Genomic DNA, 19,813 nt, shown 5'->3' on the forward strand with positions numbered 1-19,813 from the left:
GGGCGCTGCGCGAGATCCGGCCGCACCTGATCGTCAACCCGGCGGCTTATACCGCGGTAGACCGCGCCGAGAACGAGCCGGAACTGGCGATGGCGATCAATGGCGTAGCCCCGGGCATCCTGGCTGAAGAAGCCAAGCGCATGCATGCGATGCTGGTACATTACTCCACCGATTACGTGTTCGATGGAGCCAAGCCCGGGCCATATCGCGAAAATGACCCGACCAATCCGGCGAGCAGCTACGGCCGCAGCAAACTGGCGGGCGAAGAGGCCATCCGCGCGGTCGATGTGCCGCACCTGATCCTGCGCACCAGCTGGGTCTATGGCGCGCGCGGCAGAAATTTCATGCTGACGATATTACGTTTGGCGAACGAACGCCATGCGCTCGATGTGGTGGATGACCAGCTGGGCAGCCCGACCTGGAGCCGCATGATCGCGGAAGTTTCCGCCCTGATGCTGGCGGGCGGCGATCTGGAGGCATTGTCGGGGACATATCATCTCAGCTGTGCGGGCAGCGCTTCCTGGTATGGCGTCGCCCGCGCCATCCTCGAGGAGTATCGCGCCCGGCGCGAAGCCCGGGGCTGGCCGGTGCTCAGACTGCAACTGCAGAACATAGCACCCATCACGACGGACCAATATCCCACCGCGGCAAAACGGCCGGCCAACTCGATACTGGACAACGGTAAACTGGCTAGAACCTTCGGGCTGGAACTGCCGGAGTGGCGCGAGTGCCTGGGAATGGTGCTGGACGAGGCGGCGACGGTTGCCCTTTAAGCTTCGCGCAGCGCGTCCGCCCAGCTGTTGGGCGTTTCATACAGCCTGACCCGTTCCAGTCGCAGGTGATTGCCGTAGGTGTCGCGGTAGCTGGCGTCGAGGATGCGGAATGCTTCGGCCGCCATGTTCTCGGCGGTCGGCACATTTTGCATGATGACGGTTTTATGGTCCGGCATGGAGTTCAGGAAATCCAGCACCATTTTGTCATATCGGTAAACCAGAAACGCGTGATCCCATTTGTCCGCCACCTGCCGCCGGGCGATGGCTTTGACGTCGGAAAAATCCATCACCATGCCCTGCTCGGAGGCGCCCTCGTTCTGGATGATGTCGCCGGAAAGCGTGATTTCGATCACATAGCGGTGGCCGTGCAGGTTGCGGCACTGGCTTTTGTGGCTGGGGATGCGGTGGCCGGCGTCGAATTCGAGTCTGGTGGTGATTTGCATGATGGGGATTATACCAGCCGCGCTTTACAGGCCGGCGAGGGCCCTGACGTGCGCCATCACGCTGTCCGCCAGCGCGTGCAGCTCATAACCGCCCTCCAGCGATGACACGATGCGGTCGGCGGCATGCCGGTGCGCCACATCCTTGATGAATTCAGTCGCCCAGACGTAATCGTCGCGCACCAGGTTCAGCCCGCCCAGGTCTTCGCCGGCATGGGCGTCGAAGCCGGCAGAGATGAATATGAACTGCGGAGCGAACTTTTTCAATGCCGGCGCGAACTCGCGCTCCACCGCATCGCGGAAAATCCTGCTGCCGGAGCCGGCTGCCAGCGGGACGTTGATCATGCGCTCGGTGCGGGACTCGGCGCCTTTGAACGGGTAGAGCGGATGCTGGAAAGTGGAGCACAGCATGACACTGGCGTTGTCCTTGAAAATGTCCTCGGTGCCGTCGCCGTGATGTACGTCGAAATCGATGATGGCCGCGCGCCCGACGCCGTATTGGGCGATGGCGTGGGCGACGCCCACTGCGACATTGTTGAAAATGCAGAATCCGGCCGCGGTGCTGCGCCCGGCATGGTGCCCCGGCGGGCGCACGCAGCAGAATGCATTTTGCACCCGGCCGGACATCACCAGGTCGACCGCCATTACGGTGGCCCCGGCCGCATGCAATGCCGCGGACAGGGTCATCGGCCCCATCGCGGTGTCCTGGTCCAAATGAACGATGCCGGCCTGCGGCGCGATATCACGGATGTGCTTGACATAAGCCGGAGCATGTACGCGGGTGAGCTGCTCATCGGTGGCCAGCGGCGCGTCCTGAGCTTTCAGGTAATCATACAGATGCGCCGCCATCAGGCGATCCTTGATCGCCGAAATGCGCGCGGGAGATTCCGGATGGTGCCCGTCCATGACGTGCAGCAAGGTGTCGGGATGGCTGATGAAAGCGGTATGCACGGGATTTAGACGGGATGCTGAATGAGCTTATGATAGCAAAGCAGGCGTGATTCGGCGATCAGGCCGGCGGCGACGGCATTGTGCAAGGCGCAGTCCGGCTCGTTCAGATGCCGGCAATTGTTGAAGCGGCATTTGCCGAGGTATGGCCGGAACTCGACGAAGGCGTGTTCGATCTGGTCCGGCGTCAGGTGGGCGAGGCCGAATTCCTGCAAGCCGGGAGAATCGATCAGGTGGCTGTCGCCGTTAAGGTGATAGAGCCGCGCGGCGGTGGTGGTGTGCTTGCCGCTGTCCAGCGCCGAGGAAATTTCGCGGGTGCGGGCCTGGGCCGCCGGCAGCAAGGCATTGACCAGCGTGGATTTGCCCATGCCGGATTGGCCCACCAGCACGCTGGTATGGCCCTGCAGCCAGGGCAGCAGCGGGGCGATGTCCCGTTTGGCGCAAAGTGCCAGTACCGGATAGCCTAGTTGCTCGTAAAGCCGCAGCCGGGCGAGCGCTTCCGCGGATTCCGGCAGGTCGGCCTTGTTCAGCACGATCAGCGGCCGGATATCCTCGGCCCCGGCGGCGACTAGGCAGCGGTCCAGCAGTTCGGGATAATAGGAGGGCCTGGCGGCCAGCACGATGAGGATCTGCGTGACATTGGCGGCCAGCAGTTTCTTGCGGTATTCATTGCTGCGATAGAGCAGGCTGGTGCGCGGCAGGAAATTTTCCACCACGCCGTCGGCGGTATCGGTACGCTTGATCTCGACGCGGTCGCCGCACGCCAGTTCGCTTTTCTTGCCGCGCGTGACGCAACTGACGATGCTGCCGTCGGCAAGCTCGACGTCGTAGCGTTTGCCGTGCGCGGCAACGATCAGGCCGTGCAGCAATTACTTGAAGTGATAATAGGTTTGGTTGAGGTAAGCGGCGACGTGCAATTCCTCATCTTCGAACCATTTGAGGCCGAGATTGGTTTCGCAGGTGCGGATACGGGCCAGCAGCCCGCTGGCGTTTTCGACGATGCGGTCTTCGCGGGTATAAATGGCCGAGCCGTCTCCGCCGAAGCTGGAGACATGGCAGGAGGTGCAATTCTTGTCCATCATCTGCTTGCCGATCTTGGGATTGCCCGCGGCGAAAGGGTCGGCGCTGGCGGCTGTGGCAAGGCCCAGCAAGGCACAAGCGATCAGCGAACGTTTCATGGAGTGCCTCCTGTCATGCCGCCGCCAGCCGTTCCAGATGCGCCACGCGTATGCTGGCGGGCGGGTGCGAATCGTAAAAAGCCGAATGCAGCGGGTCCGGCGTCAGCGTTGAGGCATTGTCGCGGTACAGCTTGACCAGTGCCTCGACCAGATGGCGCGCGCTGCTGTGCCGAGCGGCATACTCGTCGGCTTCGAACTCGTTGCTGCGCGCGTAAGCGGCGAACAGCGGGCGCAGCAGGAAAGTCAGCACCGGGCTCGTGAGCAACAGCAGCAGCAGCGCCATGTGGTCGCTGGGCGTCGCTACGCCGAGTCCGCTGTAGAACCAGTCGGTCTCTTTGAGCCAGCCCAGCAGGGCGAGGCCGGCAAAGCTCACCGCGAACATCATCACGATGCGTTTGATGACATGGCGCCGCTTGAAATGGCCGAGTTCGTGGGCGAGCACGGCTTCGATCTCGTCGCCGTCCAGGCGCTCCAGCAAGGTGTCGAAGAACACCACCCGCTTATTGGCGCCGAAGCCGGTGAAATAGGCATTGCCGTGGCTGGTGCGGCGCGAGCCGTCCATCACGAACAGGCCCTGGGATTTGAAGCCGCACTTGGCCAATAGCGCTTCGATGCGGGTTTTCAAGGCAGCATCGGTCAGCGGCGAAAATTTGTTGAACATGGGGGCGATCAGCGTGGGATAAATCGCCAGCACCAGCAGGTTGAACACGGCCCACACGCACCACAGCCACAGCCACCAGTAACTGCCCGAGCTCTGCATCAGCCACAGCGCCGCCAGCAGCAGCGGCAAGCCCATCACCAAGCCTACCAGCGCGTTTTTCAACAGGTCCTGAAAGAACATCGTCGGCGTCATCTTGTTGAAGCCGAAGCGCTCGTCGATGGTGAATGTTTTGTAATAGTCGAAGGGCAGGTCGACCAGACTGGTCACCAAAACGGCGGTGGCGATGACAAGGATGCCGGTCAGCATCGCGTGGCCGGAAACCCAGGCATGCCATGTGCTATCGATCAGCTGCAAGCCGCCGCCCAGCGTGAGCAACAGCAATACCGCAGCGCTCGCGGCGCTTTCCTTCAGCCCCAGGCGGGTCTTGGCAATGCTGTAATCCGCCGCTTTTTGGTGCGATTCCAGGCTGATGTTGCGGGTGAACGCGGCAGGCACGGAATTACGGTGCGAGAGCACATGGGAAATCTGCCTGCGTCCCAGCCATTGCTGCATGATCAGGGTAAGGGCGACAAGGGCTACGAATAAAGCTGAGAAGGCGGTCATAGGCGAATTGGGTTAGAATCTCAAGCATTTGAAGAGCGGAATTGGAGAAGGTTCATTATGGCACAGGATAACGATAATCTGATATGGATAGACATGGAGATGAGCGGTTTGCTGCCAGACACCGACGCCATCCTGGAGCTCGCCATAGTGATTACCGATGCCAACCTGAACACGGTAGCCGAGTCGCCAGTGCTGGTGGTACACCAGCCGGATTCGGTGCTGGACGGCATGGATGCGTGGAATAAGGGTACGCACGGCAAATCCGGCCTGATCGACAAGGTCAAGGCTTCGACTTTGACCGAAGCCGAGGCCGAGGCGCAGATGATCGAATTCCTCAAGCAATATGTCCCTCTTGGCAAATCGCCGATGTGCGGCAATTCCATTTGCCAGGACCGGCGTTTTCTGGCGCGCTACATGCCCAAGCTGGAAGCCTATTTTCACTATCGCAACCTGGATGTCAGCGTGCTCAAGGAATTGGCGCGCCGCTGGAAGCCGAAGATTTACGACGGCTTCAAGAAGGCCGGCAGCCATACGGCGATGGCCGACATTCTCGAATCCATCGATGAGCTGAAGTATTACCGGGAACACTTCATCAAGCTCGATTGAGCTCAGGTGTTGGCTGAACCACGGGATGGCGAGATAGTCTGATCTGGCATAGAGGCCCTGGAGTTTATAAATGGAAAACGGTAATAAATACTCCATCGAAGTCGTCCCCAAGATTCCGCGCAAGCTGCTCCGCCTGGAAGAGCTTGCCAACAATCTCTGGTATAGCTGGGACCGCCCCACGCGCAGCATTTTTGCGCAGCTGCATCCCAAGCTGTGGGATGTGGCGGGGCATAATCCCAAGGTGTTCCTGCGCCGCGTCGACGAGCATCGCTTGCAGGAAGCAGCTGAGAACCAGGCATTTCTGACCAATTACAACCGCGTTCTGGCTTCCTATGACAGCTATCACAACGATCCGCCCAAACTGGAAGGGCAGGAGCAGTTCAAGAATGGCGACCTGATCGCTTATTTCTGCGCCGAGTTCGGCTTGCACGAGAGCTTTCCGATTTATTCCGGTGGGCTGGGCATTCTCGCCGGCGACCATTGCAAGGCAGCGAGCGATCTCAACCTGCCGTTTGTCGCAGTGGGGTTTCTCTATCGTCAGGGCTACTTCACGCAGCGCATAAACGCGGACGGCAACCAGCTCGTCCATTACAATGCTGCCGATTTCGACGATCTGCCGGTGACGCCGGCGGTGCGCGACGATGGCAGTCCGGCGCATTTTTCCCTCGAAATGCCGGGCCGCAAGATCGAGGTCAGGGTGTGGCAGGCGCGTGTCGGCCATATCACGCTGTATCTGCTCGATACCGATCTCGACAGCAATTCGGAATCTGACCGCAACATCACCTATCAGCTGTATGGCGGCGACAGGCATATGCGCATCCAGCAGGAGATCGTGCTGGGTATAGGCGGGGTGCGAGCCCTGGCGGAAGTCGGCCTGAAGCCCACGGTATGGCACATCAATGAAGGACATGCGGCTTTTCTCATTCTTGAGCGGATACGAGAATTGATTGCGCAGGGGCTGGATTTCGCCAGTGCGCTGGAGGCGGTGGCAGTCAATACGGTATTCACGACCCATACGCCGGTGCCTGCCGGGCATGACCATTTCGCCCACGAGATGATCATGGACTATTTCAGCCATTTCTGGCCGCAGCTCGGGATCGAGGCGGAACACTTTTTCGATCTCGGGCGCGACCCGGACAATATTCACGAATTCAACATGACTTCGCTCGCGGTACGCGGCTCGCGCCACCAGAATGGCGTGTCGCGCATCCACGGCGATGTTTCTTCGGGCATCTGCCGCAAGTTGTGGCCGCAGATCGAGCCGGATGAGAATCCGATGGACTACATCACCAACGGCGTGCATGTGCCGACATTCCTGGCGCTGGAATGGGCGGATCTGTTCGACCGGCACCTGGGCGGCGAATGGCGCAACCATCTGCACGATCCGGCATTCTGGAGCCGCATCGACGACATTCCAGACCAGCAGTTCTGGAGCGTCCGCCAGTCCCTCAAGTCGCAGATGCTTTACGGCATACGCCATCGCCTGTCGCTGCAGCATGCGCGCAACCACGGCGGCGAGGCGCATCTGGATCGTCTGCTGAAGTATTGCAATGCCGATGATCCCAGCGTGCTGACCATCGGGTTTGCGCGCCGCTTTGCCACTTACAAGCGTGCCAATCTGCTGTTCCATGACCTGGACTGGCTGCGCGAGATCACCGGCGACAAGGATAGGCCGGTGCTCTTCGTTTTTGCCGGCAAGGCACATCCCGCCGACACCCCGGGGCACGATCTTATCCGGCAGGTGCATGGGGTCGCCAATATGCCGGAATTCGAGGGTAAGGTGCTGCTGGTGGAAGGCTACGATCTGGGGCTGGCCCGCCGCCTGGTGGCCGGCGTGGATGTCTGGCTCAATACGCCGGTTTACCCGATGGAGGCTTCCGGCACTTCGGGCATGAAAGCCGGAATCAACGGTACGTTGAACCTTTCCGTGCTGGACGGCTGGTGGGGCGAAGGCTACGACGGTACCAACGGCTGGGCCATCAAACCGGCACCCGACCATTTCGACGAGCACAAAAAGTACCACGAGGACAGCCGCACATTGTACGAATTGCTACAAGATCATGTGATTCCGGCCTACTACAATCAAAGCAAAATGGGCTATTCCCACGAGTGGATCAAATTGGCCAAGCGCTCGATGGCGACCATCATTCCCCACTTCAGCGCATCGCGCCAGGTGGGCGAGTACGTCAGCAAGTTCTATCTGCCGGCGGGCAAGCAAGGGCTGGTTTACGCTCAGGATGGCTACAGGGCCGCGCGCGAGCTGGCCCAGTGGAAAGCCCGGGTTGCCGCCAGCTGGCCTGATATCGCCCTGCGCCGCCTGGATGCGCCGCTCAAGCGCATCAATTTTGGCGAAACCATCCATGTCGAGGTCGCGGTGCGGCTGAACGGGCTGGGGCCGGAGGATGTGCGGGTTGAAATGCTACTGGGGCGGTCGCGCAGCATCAGCCATAGCAAAGCCTGCATGCCGTTCAAATTCGAATGTTCCGGCCAGGTTGGCGATGAGCATGTGTTTGTATTGGATATGCAGCCCGAGCTTTGCGGCAGGCTTGGCTATCAGGTGCGCGTTTATCCGGACCATGAACTGCTCACGCATCCGCATGAAACGGGATTGATGGCTTGGTTGTAGCTTTTCGCCGCGAATGTTGACCTGACACCTCAAGGCAAAAAAAGGGCGCAAAACGCGCCCGGAGGGAGGAGATTCGGCTTGGAGATAGCCTGCTTATTTTTAAGCAATACTTGTGCCAGAATTCTCCGCCCCACCCGGTTTTAAAGATCTTTCAGCGCCCGATAAATCGAAAGGTATTGTTTTGTGCTTGGCGTCCAGCTGAAGTCGCGTTTCATGCCGTTCTGCTGCAGTTGCAGCCAGGATTTCCGATCGCGGAACAGGGCGATGGCGCGGCGTACGCAGGCCAGAAACTCGGCCTCGGTCGCCCGTTCGAACACGAAGCCGTTAGCGTGGCCGGATTTCAGCGAGTCGGCATCGGTATCTTGCACCGAATCGGCCAGTCCCCCGGTACGCCGCACGACTGGAGGGGTGCCGTACGCGAGGCCGTACATCTGGTTCAGCCCGCAAGGCTCGAAGCGTGAAGGCATCAGGAAAATGTCCGAACTGGCCATGATCTGGTGGGATAGCGGCTCGCTGTAGCCGACAGTGACGCTGACCCGGCCCGGGTGCGCCTTGGTCAATTGGTTGAAACCGTACTCCAGCCCTGGATCCCCGCTTCCCAGCAAAGCCAGTTGGGCGCCTTCGTGTATCAGCGTGCTGGCGCAGCCGAGCAGCAGGTCCAGGCCTTTCTGGTTGGCCAGACGGCTGACTACAGCCAAGAGTGGGGTGTGCGAGTCTACGTCCAGGCCCAGGCGGTTTTGCAGGGCTTCCTTATTGGCGCCTTTTTCAGCCAGTCTGGTGTAGTCGTAATTGCAAATGAGGTGGGGGTCGACGGCAGGATTCCATTCGTCGGTATCGATACCGTTGAGGATGCCATGCAGATCGACAGCGCGTGTTTTCAATAGCCCCTGCATGCCGCAGCCATATTCCTCGGTCTGGATTTCCTGGGCATAGGTCGGACTGACGGTGATGATCGCGTCCGAATAGTAAACACCGGCCTTGAGGAACGACATTTGGCCGTAGTACTCCAATCCTGCGATCTGGTAGCTTTGCGGCGGCAAGCCCAGCAGGCCGACCCATTCCGCGCCGAAATTGCCTTGATAAGCAAGATTGTGGATTCCCAGCACCGTTTTGGCGCGCGGAGCGCCAAAAAAGTGCAGGATGGCGGGGGTGAGGCCGGTTTGCCAATCATTGCAATGCACGATGTCTGGCATCCACTCCAGCGGACTGAAACCGGAGCTCAATACTGCAGCTACATGTGAAAGCACGCCGAAGCGCAGGGGATTGTCGATCCAGTCCTTGCCCAAGGGGTCTTGGTAAGGACCACCGTCGCGCTGATAAAGTGCGGCATGATCCAGTACGTAGACCGGCACGCCGGTGTCGGGCATCTCACCTTGTAGCAAGGATACCGAACCCACTTGCGGGATGAAGTCGAGTTTGGCGACCGGGGCCACGTTTTTTACCTTGGCCAGTACTTGGGGGTAGCCGGGGATGAGAATGCGCGCATCTGCCTTTTGTCGACAAAGATTGGCGGGCAGTGAACCGGATACATCGGCAAGTCCGCCGGTTTTGATCAGTGGGAAGGCTTCTGAGGTGGCTACGAGGATGCGCAAGGGAACTCCGTTTGTTGTTGTTCTGTATAATGCCGGCAGAACGTAAAAATACTATTCCGCGTTGATGATACCCGCTGCCAAGCTGGCGGTGCAAGACGATGCAGAGATGTACATAAGGAGCAAGGCGATGAAAATCGGAATGGTGGGATTGGGCCGCATGGGCGGCAATATGGCGCGGCGGCTGCGTCGCGCGGGGATCGAGGTGGTGGGCTATAGCCAGGACGTCACCGCCACGCAGCAGATTGCCATGGAGGAGGGGATGGCGGCGGCCTCGTCATTGGTTGACGTGGTCGCCAGGCTGGATGCGCCGCGCACGATCTGGCTGATGCTGCCGGCAGGCGAGCCGACCCAGCAGGCCATCGAGCAGCTCAAGGGCATGCTGTCCTCGGGGGATGTGCTGATCGAAGGCGGCAATTCCAATTACAAGGATTCTCAGCATCGGGCTGCGGCTTTGAAGGCGGTCGGGGTAGATTATCTGGATGTGGGAACTTCCGGCGGCATCTGGGGGCTGGAAAACGGCTATGCGCTGATGGTGGGCGGCGAGAAGTCGGCCGTGTCGCGCATCGAGCCCATCCTCAAGGCGCTGGCACCGGACAAGGGCTGGTTGCATTGCGGGCCGAGCGGCTCCGGCCACTTCGTCAAGATGATACATAACGGCATTGAATACGGCATGATGAAAGCCTATGCGGAGGGCTTCGCGCTGATGAAGGGCAAGGTCGAATTCGATATGGATCTGGCCGCCATCGCCGAAATGTGGCGGCACGGCAGTGTGGTGCGCAGCTGGCTGCTTGACCTCACCGCGACGTTCCTGGCAAAGGATCAGGAACTGAAGAGCATCGAGCCGTTGGTCGAGGATTCCGGCGAAGGCCGCTGGACGGTGCTGGAGTCGGTGGAACAGGGGGTGCCTTCCCCGGTGATGACCATGGCGTTGATGTCGCGCTTTGCCAGTCAGGGCAAGGGTGATTTTGGCAACAAGATGCTGGCCATGATGCGTAAGGGCTTTGGCGGCCATTCAGTTAAGGTAGGAGAATAAATTTAAATGAGTAATCTCGAAATTATCCCGGGCCCATGTCATTTTGTCATTTTCGGAGCCACCGGCAACCTGGCAACGATCAAGCTGCTGCCTTCGCTGTATAACCTGGAACTGGCGGGCCGTATTCCGGGCGATATGAGCATTCTGGCGCTGGGGCGGCAGGAGTACACCCAGGAAGCCTGGCTGGAGCATCTATCCAAGGTGCTGCACGACAAATTTGGCGACAAGGTGAACCCGGAGATTGCGGCGCGCTTCGCCAAGCGCTTTTCCTATCTGTCCGGCGATCTCCGCCAAGCCGAGTTTTATCAGCGGCTGAAGGAAAAACTATCCGAGCCGAGAGAGGGCTCCTGCAGCAATATCGTGTTCTATCTTTCGATCATTCCGAAAGACTTCAACACGGTCATCAATTACCTCGACGAATACGGGTTCTCCAAGCCGCGCGGCCTGCACCGCATCGTGGTGGAAAAACCGTTCGGCACCGACCTGGAAACCGCCCAGCAACTCAACCGTTCGCTGCACAAGCACTTCGACGAAGAGCAGATTTACCGCATCGACCACTACCTGGGCAAAGAAACCGTGCAGAATCTGCTGGTGTTCCGCTTTGCCAATACGCTGATCGAGCCGCTGTGGAACCGCAATTTCATCAACCACGTGCAGATCACCGTGGCCGAAGACCTCGGCATCGGCACGCGCGCCGACTACTATGACAAGGCCGGCGCGATGCGCGACATGCTGCAGAACCACCTGATGCAATTGCTGACAGTGGTGGCGATGGAACCGCCGCCGTCGCTGGAAGCCGATGCGGTGCGCGACGAGAAGGTGAAAGTGCTCAAATCGATCCGTCCCATCCCCAAGAGTTCGGTCAATGCCTACGCGTTCCGCGCGCAATATTCTCCCGGCACCATCAAGGGACAGCAGGTACCCGGCTATATGGAAGAGCAGGGCGTCGAGAAAAACTCCGTCACCGAGACTTTCGTTGCCGCCAAGTTCTACATCGATAACTGGCGCTGGCGCGGCGTGCCGTTCTATTTGCGCACCGGCAAGCGCATGGCAAAAACGCAATCGACGATCTCCATCCGCTTCCGCCATCCGCCGCAGCAGCTGTTCCACGACACGCCGCTGGAGCAGATTGAGCCGAACTGGATTCTGCTGTCGCTGCAGCCCTCCGAGTCGATGAACATGGAGCTGCATGTCAAGGCGCCCGGACTGGGCATGGATACCCGCGTGACGCAGCTGAATGCCTCCTACCGCAGCCCGGACGAAATGCCGCTGGAGGCTTACGAAGCGCTGATCCTGGATGTCATCGAGGGCGACAAGACCTTGTTCATCCGCTTCGACGAAGTGGAATGGGCATGGCGCGTGGTTGATCCCATACTCAAGCACTGGTCGCAGGAGCGCGATTTCATTCATACCTATCCCGCGGGCAGTTGGGGCTTGCATGAGTCCAGCCGGCTGTTCGACTGCGAAGACCAGGAATGGCGCAACGGAGTATAGGAATGCCTCTTGGGGCTTAACGCGCTCTTTGCGATAGGCCTGGGCGCCGCCGGCGGCGCCTGGCTGCGCTGGGCGTTGGGCTTGCTGCTCAACCCGCTGCTGCCCACGCTGCCGCTCGGCACGCTGGCGGCGAACCTCGTCGGCGGTTATCTGATGGGGATTGCGATGGGCATCCTTACTCACTACGCCAGTTTGCCGGCGGAAGCGCGCCTGTTCATCACCACCGGCTTTCTCGGCGGGCTGACCACGTTTTCCACGTTCTCGGCCGAAGCGGTGACGCTACTGTCACGTCACCAATACGGCTGGGCGACGGCGCATATTTCAGCGCATCTGCTGGGCTCGCTGGCAATGACCATGCTGGGCATCTTCACCATCAACATGATCAAGGGGTGACCGTCATGCAAGGCATCTATCTCAAGCTGTTCATGCCGCAAACCACCAAGCACCATGGCAAGCTGTTGTACGAATGGATACTGGAAGAGGCGCACAAGCTCGGCATCAGCGGCGGATCGGCCTTCCGTGCCATCGCCGGCTACGGCAGGCACGGCCGCATGCACGAGGAGCACTTTTTCGAACTGGCGGATGAGCTGCCGGTCGCCGTCGAATTCGCGACCGGCGAGGCGGAAGTGCAGAAACTGCTGGCTTTGCTCGCGGCAGAAAAAGTGTCGGTGTTTTACTTGCGGCACGCGGTGGAATTCGGCACGACTTGAGTTCCGCAGCACCCAATAACGCGCCGTTTTCCGAACTGACTCCCGACTTCGTGCTGGACGCCCTCGATAGCGTGGGCTTGCGCGGCGACGGCCGCCTGCTTGCGCTCAACAGTTACGAAAATCGCGTTTATCAGGTGGGCATGGATGAAGGCCCGCCGCTGGTGGTGAAGTTCTATCGGCCGGCGCGCTGGACGGATGACGCCATCCTGGAAGAGCACGATTTTGTGCGCCAGCTCGCCGAACAGGAAGTGCCGGTGGTGCCGGCATTGCGGCTAGCCGGCCATACCCTGCATCATTATCGCGATTTCCGCTTTGCGGTATTTGCCAGGCAGGGTGGCCGCGCGCCGGAACTGGATGACCCGGAGACGCTGGAGTGGATGGGGCGTTTCATCGGCCGTATCCATGCGGTAGGCGCATTAAAGCCGTTTGCCCTGCGCCCGCTGCTCGATATCGCCAGTTTCGGTGAGGAGCCCAGCGAATATCTGCTGTCGCACGGGTTTATTCCGCTTGAGCTGGAACAGGTTTATCGCGGCGTGGTGGCGCAGGCGCTGGATGGCGTGCGCCGCTGTTTCGAGCGTGCCGGGCCAATACGGATGCTGCGTCTGCACGGCGATTGCCATGCGGGAAACGTGCTGTGGACGGAGCAGGAAGCGAGCCGCGGCCCGCATTTCGTCGATTTCGACGACAGCCGCATGGGACCGGCGGTGCAGGATCTGTGGATGCTGCTGTCGGGCGAACGCGCCGACATGACGCGGCAACTGTCCGACTTGCTGGAAGGCTATGAGTGTTTCCATGAATTCGACCCGCGCGAGCTCAACCTGATCGAGGCGCTGCGTACGCTGCGCTTGATCCATTATGCGGCCTGGCTGGCGCGGCGCTGGGACGATCCGGCTTTTCCGGCGGCATTTCCCTGGTTCAACACGCAGCGTTACTGGCAGGATCGCATTCTTGAACTGCGCGAGCAGATCGCCTTGATGGACGAGGCGCCCTTGGCACGCTGGTGATCATTTCATCGGTAAAATCACCGCACCCATCCCCAGTGCCTTGAGTTTTTCCTGCGCTGCATCGGCTTCCGCCTTGGTATTGAACGGGCCAACCTGCAGCTTGGTCTCAGTATGCGACGGAATGCCGTGTTCCGCCAGCTTGGCCTGCAGCTGCCTGGCATTTTCCATGTCGGTGAAAACGCCTACCTGAACCATGAATGCCTTGGGCGCTGGCTCTGCCTTGACCGATGTGGCCGCTGGCTTCCCGGTGAGCGGTTTTTCGGCGGTAACGGGTTGGGCTGGGGCCGTAGCGGGTTTTGCCGCCGCTGCAGCAGCAACGGTTTTTTCCGGCGGTTTTGTCGGCGATGCGGTTACGGCGTGCGGCGTGGCGGGTGAAGCCGAGCGCCGCGGCTCCGGCGGCAACTGGTTTACGACCGGGGCCGGTGGCGGGGGGGGCGGCGGTTCGGCGGGGGTTTCGGGTGCGGGTGGAAGCGGCGGCTCCTGCTGCGCGCTATTGATTTGCACCGGTGTTTCCGGTGCCGGCATGGCCGGTTTGCTTTCCCCGCTGGAAACGCTTTCCTGTTTTTGGGATTGCGGTTCTTCGATTTGACTTCCCGGCTTGTGCCTGCTCAGCAATGCCAGCCCGCCGATCGCCACCGCCAGCAGCACTACCGCTACGCCAATTCGAGTCTTGGCGCGGCGCGAGGCGTGGTTCGGGTCTTCGAGGACAGGAGGAGAAGCCATAATTTTCTCAGGTAAATGTTTTGTGGCATCTTAAACCATTTATGCAAAAGCATGGGAAGTGCGAAAGCATTTGATTAGAAAACGTCTTTTGCGTATAATCCGCGGCTTTCGGTTTCGGCGTGATCCGAAGGTCAGCCCGCACCGAACTTTAGCTGTTTAACCTTGCTTCACCGTTATCGCATGCGGGAGGCTACAACCCACAAGGAGACTCTATGCGACATTACGAAATCGTATTTATCGTCCATCCGGACCAGAGCGAGCAGGTGCCCGCGATGATCGAGCGCTATCGCACGCAGATCACCGCAGGCGGCGGCGCAATCCACCGTCTTGAAGACTGGGGCCGCCGTCAGCTGGCTTATCCGATCCAGAAAATCCACAAAGCGCACTATCTGCTGATGAATATCGAGTGCAACCAGGAAACCCTGGACGAACTCGAGCACGGTTTCAAGTTCAACGATGCCGTGCTGCGCCATCTGACCATCGTCATGAAAGAAGCGGTTGCCACTCCTTCGGTGATGATGAAGGAAGAAAAGGCCAAGACCATTATAGGCACCAAGCCGGCAGAAGCTCCTGCTGCAGAGGCTGCCGCGGCTTAAGTGAGTTGCAACCGGCTGGAGCTTTCCGGCGAGATCGTTACGCTGGAAGTGCTGCGCCATACCCCTGCGGGAATTCCGGTTCTGGCCTTTACCGTCAAGCATGCTTCGATACAGAACGATGCGGGCATGAAGCGGCAGGCCGAATGCGAGGTTCCCGTGATGGCGATGGCGGAGCTGGCGAAAAAGGCGGCGGGTTTGAAGATCGGCGACAAGGTCAAGGTCGCCGGATTTCTCGCCCGCAAGAGCCTGAGGAACGACCGGCTGGTGCTGCATCTCGATGAACTCGAAACTGAATAGTATTTAAAGAAAGGCGAATTACCATGTCACGCGATATGTTCAAACGCAAGCGTTACTGCCGTTTCTCGGCCGATGCCGTGAAGGAAGTGGATTACAAGGATGTGGACGTGCTGAAGGACTTCATCACCGAAAACGGCAAGATCATCCCGGCCCGTATCACCGGCACCAAGGCGCGCTACCAGCGTCAGCTTTCCACCGCGGTCAAGCGCGCCCGTTTCCTGGCGCTGCTGCCCTACACTGACAAGCACTAAGAGGAGCGCACGATGCAAATTATTCTTCTGGAAAAAGTCGTCAACCTCGGTCAACTGGGCGATGTCGTCAAGGTCAAGGACGGTTACGGCCGTAATTACCTGATCCCGCAGGGCAAGGCCAAGCGCGCTACTACGGCTAACATCGCCGAATTCGCCTCCAAGCGCGTCGAACTGGAAAAGAAGCAGGCCGAAATTCTGGTCAGCGCCCAGGCGCGCGGCGAGAAGCTGGCCGGGTTCATGCTGCAGATCTCGCAAAAGGCCGGCGTGGACGGCCGTTTGTTCGGCTCCGTCACCAACGGCGACATCGCCGATGCGCTCAAGGCCCAAGGTCATGACGTGACCAAGGCGGAGATCCGCATGCCGAACGGCCATATCAAGGCCATCGGCGACCATGTGGTCAGCGTTGCGCTGCATCACGACGTGGTGGTGGATATCACCGTGTCGGTGCTGGGCGAGCACTAAGAGCAAGGCATTCCGGCGCAAAATCCGGCAAAAAGGGCCGCATTATGCAGCCCTTTTTGTTTTTATCGGCCAGCGTTCAGGATATGCTCAACAACCCAGATCGAAGGTTGTCTCCGTGTCTTCGTCCCAGCCATCCCACAGGTAGTCGTTGGCCTTGCCGTCGGCGATCAGGCGCAGGGCATAGCTGACCTGTTCCTTGTAGAACTCGCAGAAGGCGCCGATCATGCCCATGCCGCCATTCATCTCGTGCGCTTCGGCCGGGCAGGGCGAGCCGCAGAAGTGGCGGATGGCGCAGTCGGCGCAGGGCGCGAACTTGTCTACGTCGCGCTCGATCACCGGACGGAAAGCTGCGGAGGCCAGCGCGGCTTCGACGCCGCCGGTTGCCAGTAGGTTGCCGCCGTTGAAACGCGGCAGGCCGATAAACTCGCTGCAGGGATACAGATTGCCGTCCGCGGCCAGCGCGAAGAAGGCGCGGCCGCCGCCGCAGGGCGAAATGTCGCACATCAGGCGCCGTGCCGTCGGGGCCAGGATGGCGATGAGGATGTTGGCGAAGTTGGCGACCAGCAGCTTGCGCCCGGTCTCGCGGTACAGTTCATGGGTGCGGTCCAGCGCCTGGGTGAAGGCCTGGGCCATGTCGCCGTCCGCCGGCTTCACGTCGCGTGCGCCGGGCAGGGTGCAGCGCACGGCGTTGAGCATGCAGGTCGGCACCTCGCGAGCGTGGAACAGTTCGACCATCTGCGTGAGAAACGGCAGGTTCTCGGTGGTGCAGGTGGTGATCACGCTCCACGAGCCGTAGCCCTTCAGTTTGTCCATCGCCGCCAGTACCTTGCCGTGCACGCTCTTGCCGCCCCAGGTGCGCCGCGTGGCGTCGGTGATGCCAGCCACCGGGCCGTCGAGCGAGAGGCCGATGCTGACGTTGCGCGCAGTGAGGAATTCTACCGCCGCAGCGTCGAGCAGCGTGCCGTTGGTCTGCAGGCCGAAGGTGAAATCGTCTGCAAACTCGTTAATCGCCGCGAACACCGCTGTCTTGTTCATCAGCGGCTCGGCGCCGTGGAAGATGGCGCGGGGCTTCCTGCCTTCCGGCATGACCGAGCGGAAATAGTCGCGCAGCTGGCCGAGCGAAGCCAGCAGCATTTCCGTCGGCATGTGGCTGCCGCCGCTGCGCTGCGTGTCCGGCAAATAGCAGTAGGTGCAGTTGAGGTTGCAGCGCTCGGTCGGGTTCAGGTAGACGCCGGAGGGCTTGAGCCCGAAGCGCAGCGCGTGCAGCTCGCGCGCGAAAGTGTCCGCTTTTTCGCGATAGCGGTCGAATAGTGGGCCATCGGCCAGCGCTTCATCGACGCGGTTTTTGTCGACCAGCGCCCAGAACGCGGTGTTGGGGTCGGTGACCGCAGCGTAGGCGTCGTGGCCGATATCCATGGAAATCAGCGCCGGACCTGCGGCTGTCCGGCTCAGGGCTGCTGCTGTCATTTGGCCGCCTTCTTGTCCATCAGCACATAGTGCGAGAGGCCGATGCCGTCCGGGTTGCAACTCTTGCGGACGGCAATGGTGGGGGCGGCTGGCTGGGCGTTGGCGGCGGTATGGGGCGGTTGCTGCGTTGGCATGGTCTGGGTCATGACTGGCTCCTCGGTGATGTAGTTTTGAAAAAACAAAAAGGCTCCGGCTGACGGCACGCGCGAGCATGCAGTCAGCCGGAGCCTTTGCCTGGGCTCCGAATCGGTTCGACACGTCTTCTGGCTACCGGATCAGCCGGATGGCTGCGCCTTCCCGCCGGGGTGATCCCCGTCAGTGGCTGGTCTGAAAGTTGTCCTGAAAACAGCTTCTCCAACCTTGCAGCGTCCGTCCCCGGATACAGCGGCGGGCCCGCCACGGAATTGCACCGTGTTCCGTTTCGTCGAACCGAACGGTGGCGGGATTTTCCCTGAACCGCGAGTGGGGGTCAAGCCTATATCGGCGGGACACGTTCGGCCCATGCGTCGGGCCGGATGGCGGCTTTGGCATTTTCAGGCCGCGGCTTCGACTATCCTGTTGCGCCCCGAGATCTTGGCTTCATACAGTGCTTTGTCGGCCCGGTTGAGCAGGATGTCGATATTGGCGTCTGCCCTGACGAAAGAAGCGATGCCGATGGATGCAGTGAAATGCAGCGTTTGGGCATGCTCCAGGGGTACGGCGGTAGTGGCGATGGCCTCTCGCAGGCGTTCGATGATGTCGTAAGCCTCGTTGCCGCCGGTTTCGGGAAAAAGAATGGCGAACTCTTCTCCGCCCAGGCGGCCGATAACATCGACTTCGCGCAGCGTCCGTTGGCAAATTTTGGCGAGCTCTTTCAGGACCACGTCCCCGACCTGGTGTCCATAGGTGTCATTGACGTTTTTGAAATGATCGAGGTCAAGCATGGCCACCGACAGTTCTCCGCCATAACGCCGCGCGTGCGCAATTTCATGTTCGGCCAGTTCCAGAAAATGGCGTCGATTGGCGAGCCCGGTCAGATAGTCGGTGTGGGCTTGCCGCTCGAGTTCGCGCTCCAGCTTTTTGCGGTGGATAATGTCCTGTACCTGTTTGATGATCCGTTGCGGCGCGCCCTCATCGTCGCGTAGCAGGGAAGCGGTCAACAGCACCCAAACGATTTGCCCGTCTTTCTGAATGTAGCGTTTTTCGATTTCATAGGTGTCGATCCCGCCGGTTTTTAAATGCTGGGCTATGGATTGGTAGCTCCGGGTGTCATCCGGGTGGGTGATGTCTTCGACGGTAAGATTGAGCAACTCTTCCCAGCCGTAGCCGGAAATCCTGCAGAATGCCCGATTGACTTGCGTGAAATGGTTGTCCAGCGATAGCAGCGCCATGCCGATCGGTGCACTTTCCAGCACTTTGCGGAAACGCCTCTCGCTCGCCCTGAGAGCCATTTCTGCCTGCCGGCGTTGGGTGATATCCGTGACCAGTACGAAAAATCCTTTCACCTTGCCGCCCGAAATGTCGGGGTTGTAGGAAATCTGGGTATAGCGATCGATGCCTTTCATATTCTTGACAGCGCGCTCGAACAGCTGCGGCTCGCCTCGCAGAACACCTTGCAGATGGTGTTCGTTCATCGCATAGCGTTTTTCGCCTATGATTTCGCGCATATGGCGCCCGTGCATTTGTTCGGGCGTGAAGCCAAACCATTCTTCATAGCCGATATTGGCGAATTCGTTGCGCAGCTCGCTGTTCCAGTAGGAAATTCGGGCCGGCACATTGTCCAGCATCCTGCGCAGGATGTATTCGTCCTCGCGCAACGCCTGCTCTGCATGCTTGTGTTCGGTAATATCCTGTACCTGGACTATGAAATTCAAAGCCCGATTCTGGTTATCGCGCAACACAGATCCCGTCTGCAATACCCATACGACATTGCCGTCTTTGCACAAATAGCGGTTTTCAAGCTGGTAGGAACCGATTTCTTCGTTCAGGAGGCGCTCCACGTTGAACAGATTGACGGCCAGATCGTCCGGGTGGGTGATTTGCTGCAACGTCAGTTTTTCGAGATCTTCTTTTGCATAACCAAGCAATTCGCAAAATGCATGATTGACTTCAATAAACCGGTTATCAAGGGCGACGTTGGCCATGCCGATGGAAGCATGGTTCAGGATATTGTAGTAGCGTTTTTCGAAACTTTGCTGCCATGTGGCCATCTGCGATTGGCGCAGGCTGCGTTCCTTCCGTCGCGCATGGGCAACTCCCAGCGCAAAGCCGGCCAGGCTTGCGAATAATCCGATCGACAAGTAGATGGTCATGCGCTATTCGTATAGGACAAGAATGAGGTTCGACCACATTTTGCAGTTTATGCTCATT

22 protein-coding genes and 1 riboswitch are annotated in these 19,813 nt (G+C 59.7%); of the genes, 12 read left to right on the plus strand and 10 right to left on the minus strand.

Annotation, left to right across the window (positions count from 1 at the left end):
• On the plus strand, nt 1–773 hold a 773-nt coding region (rfbD, locus tag VGK14_RS13105; RefSeq protein WP_331509539.1), incomplete at its 5' end, for a dTDP-4-dehydrorhamnose reductase.
• Here rfbD and queD read toward each other — a convergent pair.
• From queD to VGK14_RS13130, 5 genes are read right to left on the minus strand one after another with little or no spacing between them, the layout of a single operon-like run.
• On the minus strand, nt 770–1,216 hold the full coding sequence (queD, locus tag VGK14_RS13110) for a 6-carboxytetrahydropterin synthase QueD (RefSeq protein WP_331509540.1): 447 nt from the start codon (nt 1,214–1,216) through the stop codon (nt 770–772). The genes rfbD and queD overlap by 4 nt on opposite strands.
• A 24-nt stretch (nt 1,217–1,240) precedes the next feature.
• Complete coding sequence (locus tag VGK14_RS13115) at nt 1,241–2,164, minus strand: histone deacetylase family protein (protein ID WP_331509541.1); 924 nt, start codon at nt 2,162–2,164, stop codon at nt 1,241–1,243.
• Nucleotides 2,165–2,169: 5 nt separating this feature from the next.
• The gene (gene rsgA / locus VGK14_RS13120) at nt 2,170–3,030 is read right to left on the minus strand and encodes a ribosome small subunit-dependent GTPase A (protein WP_331509542.1); all 861 of its coding nucleotides are present in this window, start codon (nt 3,028–3,030) and stop codon (nt 2,170–2,172) included.
• Complete coding sequence (locus VGK14_RS13125; RefSeq protein WP_331509543.1) at nt 3,031–3,339, minus strand: cytochrome c; 309 nt, start codon at nt 3,337–3,339, stop codon at nt 3,031–3,033. It abuts the gene before it with no gap.
• A gap of 13 nt (nt 3,340–3,352) precedes the next feature.
• On the minus strand, nt 3,353–4,603 hold the full coding sequence (locus VGK14_RS13130) for a M48 family metallopeptidase (protein ID WP_331509544.1): 1,251 nt from the start codon (nt 4,601–4,603) through the stop codon (nt 3,353–3,355).
• 57 nt (nt 4,604–4,660) lie between these two features.
• Between VGK14_RS13130 and orn the strand changes: the two genes are divergently transcribed.
• Together orn and glgP are read left to right on the plus strand one after the other, a co-directional pair.
• Nucleotides 4,661–5,209, plus strand: coding sequence for an oligoribonuclease (gene orn / locus VGK14_RS13135; RefSeq protein ID WP_331509545.1), 549 nt, complete (start codon nt 4,661–4,663; stop codon nt 5,207–5,209).
• Nucleotides 5,210–5,279: 70 nt separating this feature from the next.
• Entirely contained in the window at nt 5,280–7,835 is a 2,556-nt protein-coding gene (gene glgP / locus VGK14_RS13140) for an alpha-glucan family phosphorylase (RefSeq protein ID WP_331509546.1), read from the plus strand.
• Nucleotides 7,836–7,975: 140 nt separating this feature from the next.
• Here glgP and glgA read toward each other — a convergent pair whose 3' ends face one another.
• Complete coding sequence (gene glgA, locus VGK14_RS13145) at nt 7,976–9,427, minus strand: glycogen synthase GlgA (protein ID WP_331509547.1); 1,452 nt, start codon at nt 9,425–9,427, stop codon at nt 7,976–7,978.
• Between the two features lie 106 nt (nt 9,428–9,533).
• On the opposite strand from glgA, the gene gnd reads away from it, so the two are divergent.
• From gnd to VGK14_RS13170, 5 genes are read left to right on the plus strand one after another with little or no spacing between them, the layout of a single operon-like run.
• Complete coding sequence (gnd, locus tag VGK14_RS13150) at nt 9,534–10,460, plus strand: phosphogluconate dehydrogenase (NAD(+)-dependent, decarboxylating) (RefSeq protein ID WP_331509577.1); 927 nt, start codon at nt 9,534–9,536, stop codon at nt 10,458–10,460.
• Between the two features lie 6 nt (nt 10,461–10,466).
• Nucleotides 10,467–11,954 (plus strand): glucose-6-phosphate dehydrogenase, encoded by a 1,488-nt coding sequence (gene zwf / locus VGK14_RS13155; protein ID WP_331509548.1) that lies wholly within the window; start codon nt 10,467–10,469, stop codon nt 11,952–11,954.
• 9 nt (nt 11,955–11,963) lie between these two features.
• Nucleotides 11,964–12,347 (plus strand): fluoride efflux transporter CrcB, encoded by a 384-nt coding sequence (crcB, locus tag VGK14_RS13160; RefSeq protein ID WP_331509549.1) that lies wholly within the window; start codon nt 11,964–11,966, stop codon nt 12,345–12,347.
• Between the two features lie 5 nt (nt 12,348–12,352).
• On the plus strand, nt 12,353–12,664 hold the full coding sequence (locus VGK14_RS13165) for a DUF190 domain-containing protein (RefSeq protein ID WP_331509550.1): 312 nt from the start codon (nt 12,353–12,355) through the stop codon (nt 12,662–12,664).
• The gene (locus tag VGK14_RS13170; RefSeq protein ID WP_331509551.1) at nt 12,661–13,668 is read left to right on the plus strand and encodes a serine/threonine protein kinase; all 1,008 of its coding nucleotides are present in this window, start codon (nt 12,661–12,663) and stop codon (nt 13,666–13,668) included. The genes VGK14_RS13165 and VGK14_RS13170 overlap by 4 nt, the downstream gene beginning before the upstream one ends.
• On the opposite strand, the gene VGK14_RS13175 is transcribed toward VGK14_RS13170, so the two are convergent.
• Nucleotides 13,669–14,391: an SPOR domain-containing protein gene (locus VGK14_RS13175; RefSeq protein WP_331509552.1), complete on the minus strand. Its 723-nt coding sequence runs from the start codon at nt 14,389–14,391 to the stop codon at nt 13,669–13,671.
• 212 nt (nt 14,392–14,603) lie between these two features.
• On the opposite strand from VGK14_RS13175, the gene rpsF reads away from it, so the two are divergent.
• The 4 genes from rpsF to rplI are packed head-to-tail and all read left to right on the plus strand — an operon-like array spanning nt 14,604 to nt 15,997.
• Nucleotides 14,604–14,987 (plus strand): 30S ribosomal protein S6, encoded by a 384-nt coding sequence (gene rpsF, locus VGK14_RS13180; protein WP_331509553.1) that lies wholly within the window; start codon nt 14,604–14,606, stop codon nt 14,985–14,987.
• Entirely contained in the window at nt 14,988–15,284 is a 297-nt protein-coding gene (gene priB / locus VGK14_RS13185) for a primosomal replication protein N (protein WP_331509554.1), read from the plus strand.
• Nucleotides 15,285–15,307: 23 nt separating this feature from the next.
• On the plus strand, nt 15,308–15,535 hold the full coding sequence (gene rpsR / locus VGK14_RS13190) for a 30S ribosomal protein S18 (protein ID WP_331509555.1): 228 nt from the start codon (nt 15,308–15,310) through the stop codon (nt 15,533–15,535).
• Between the two features lie 12 nt (nt 15,536–15,547).
• Complete coding sequence (gene rplI, locus VGK14_RS13195) at nt 15,548–15,997, plus strand: 50S ribosomal protein L9 (protein WP_331509556.1); 450 nt, start codon at nt 15,548–15,550, stop codon at nt 15,995–15,997.
• Between the two features lie 87 nt (nt 15,998–16,084).
• Here rplI and cbpB read toward each other — a convergent pair whose 3' ends face one another.
• From cbpB to VGK14_RS13210, 3 genes are all read right to left on the minus strand, one after another.
• Nucleotides 16,085–17,464: a peptide-modifying radical SAM enzyme CbpB gene (gene cbpB, locus VGK14_RS13200; RefSeq protein ID WP_331509557.1), complete on the minus strand. Its 1,380-nt coding sequence runs from the start codon at nt 17,462–17,464 to the stop codon at nt 16,085–16,087.
• A complete protein-coding gene (cbpA, locus tag VGK14_RS13205) occupies nt 17,461–17,610 on the minus strand; it encodes a modified peptide precursor CbpA (RefSeq protein WP_331509558.1) in 150 nt (49 codons plus the stop codon). Before cbpA ends, cbpB begins: the two co-directional genes overlap by 4 nt.
• A 90-nt stretch (nt 17,611–17,700) precedes the next feature.
• Nucleotides 17,701–17,913: riboswitch (cobalamin riboswitch) on the minus strand.
• 84 nt (nt 17,914–17,997) lie between these two features.
• Nucleotides 17,998–19,755 (minus strand): PAS domain S-box protein, encoded by a 1,758-nt coding sequence (locus VGK14_RS13210; RefSeq protein ID WP_331509559.1) that lies wholly within the window; start codon nt 19,753–19,755, stop codon nt 17,998–18,000.
• Nucleotides 19,756–19,813 lie beyond the last annotated feature (58 nt).

Source organism: Novimethylophilus sp., assembly GCF_036504375.1.
Taxonomy (GTDB): Bacteria; Pseudomonadota; Gammaproteobacteria; order Burkholderiales; family Methylophilaceae; genus Novimethylophilus.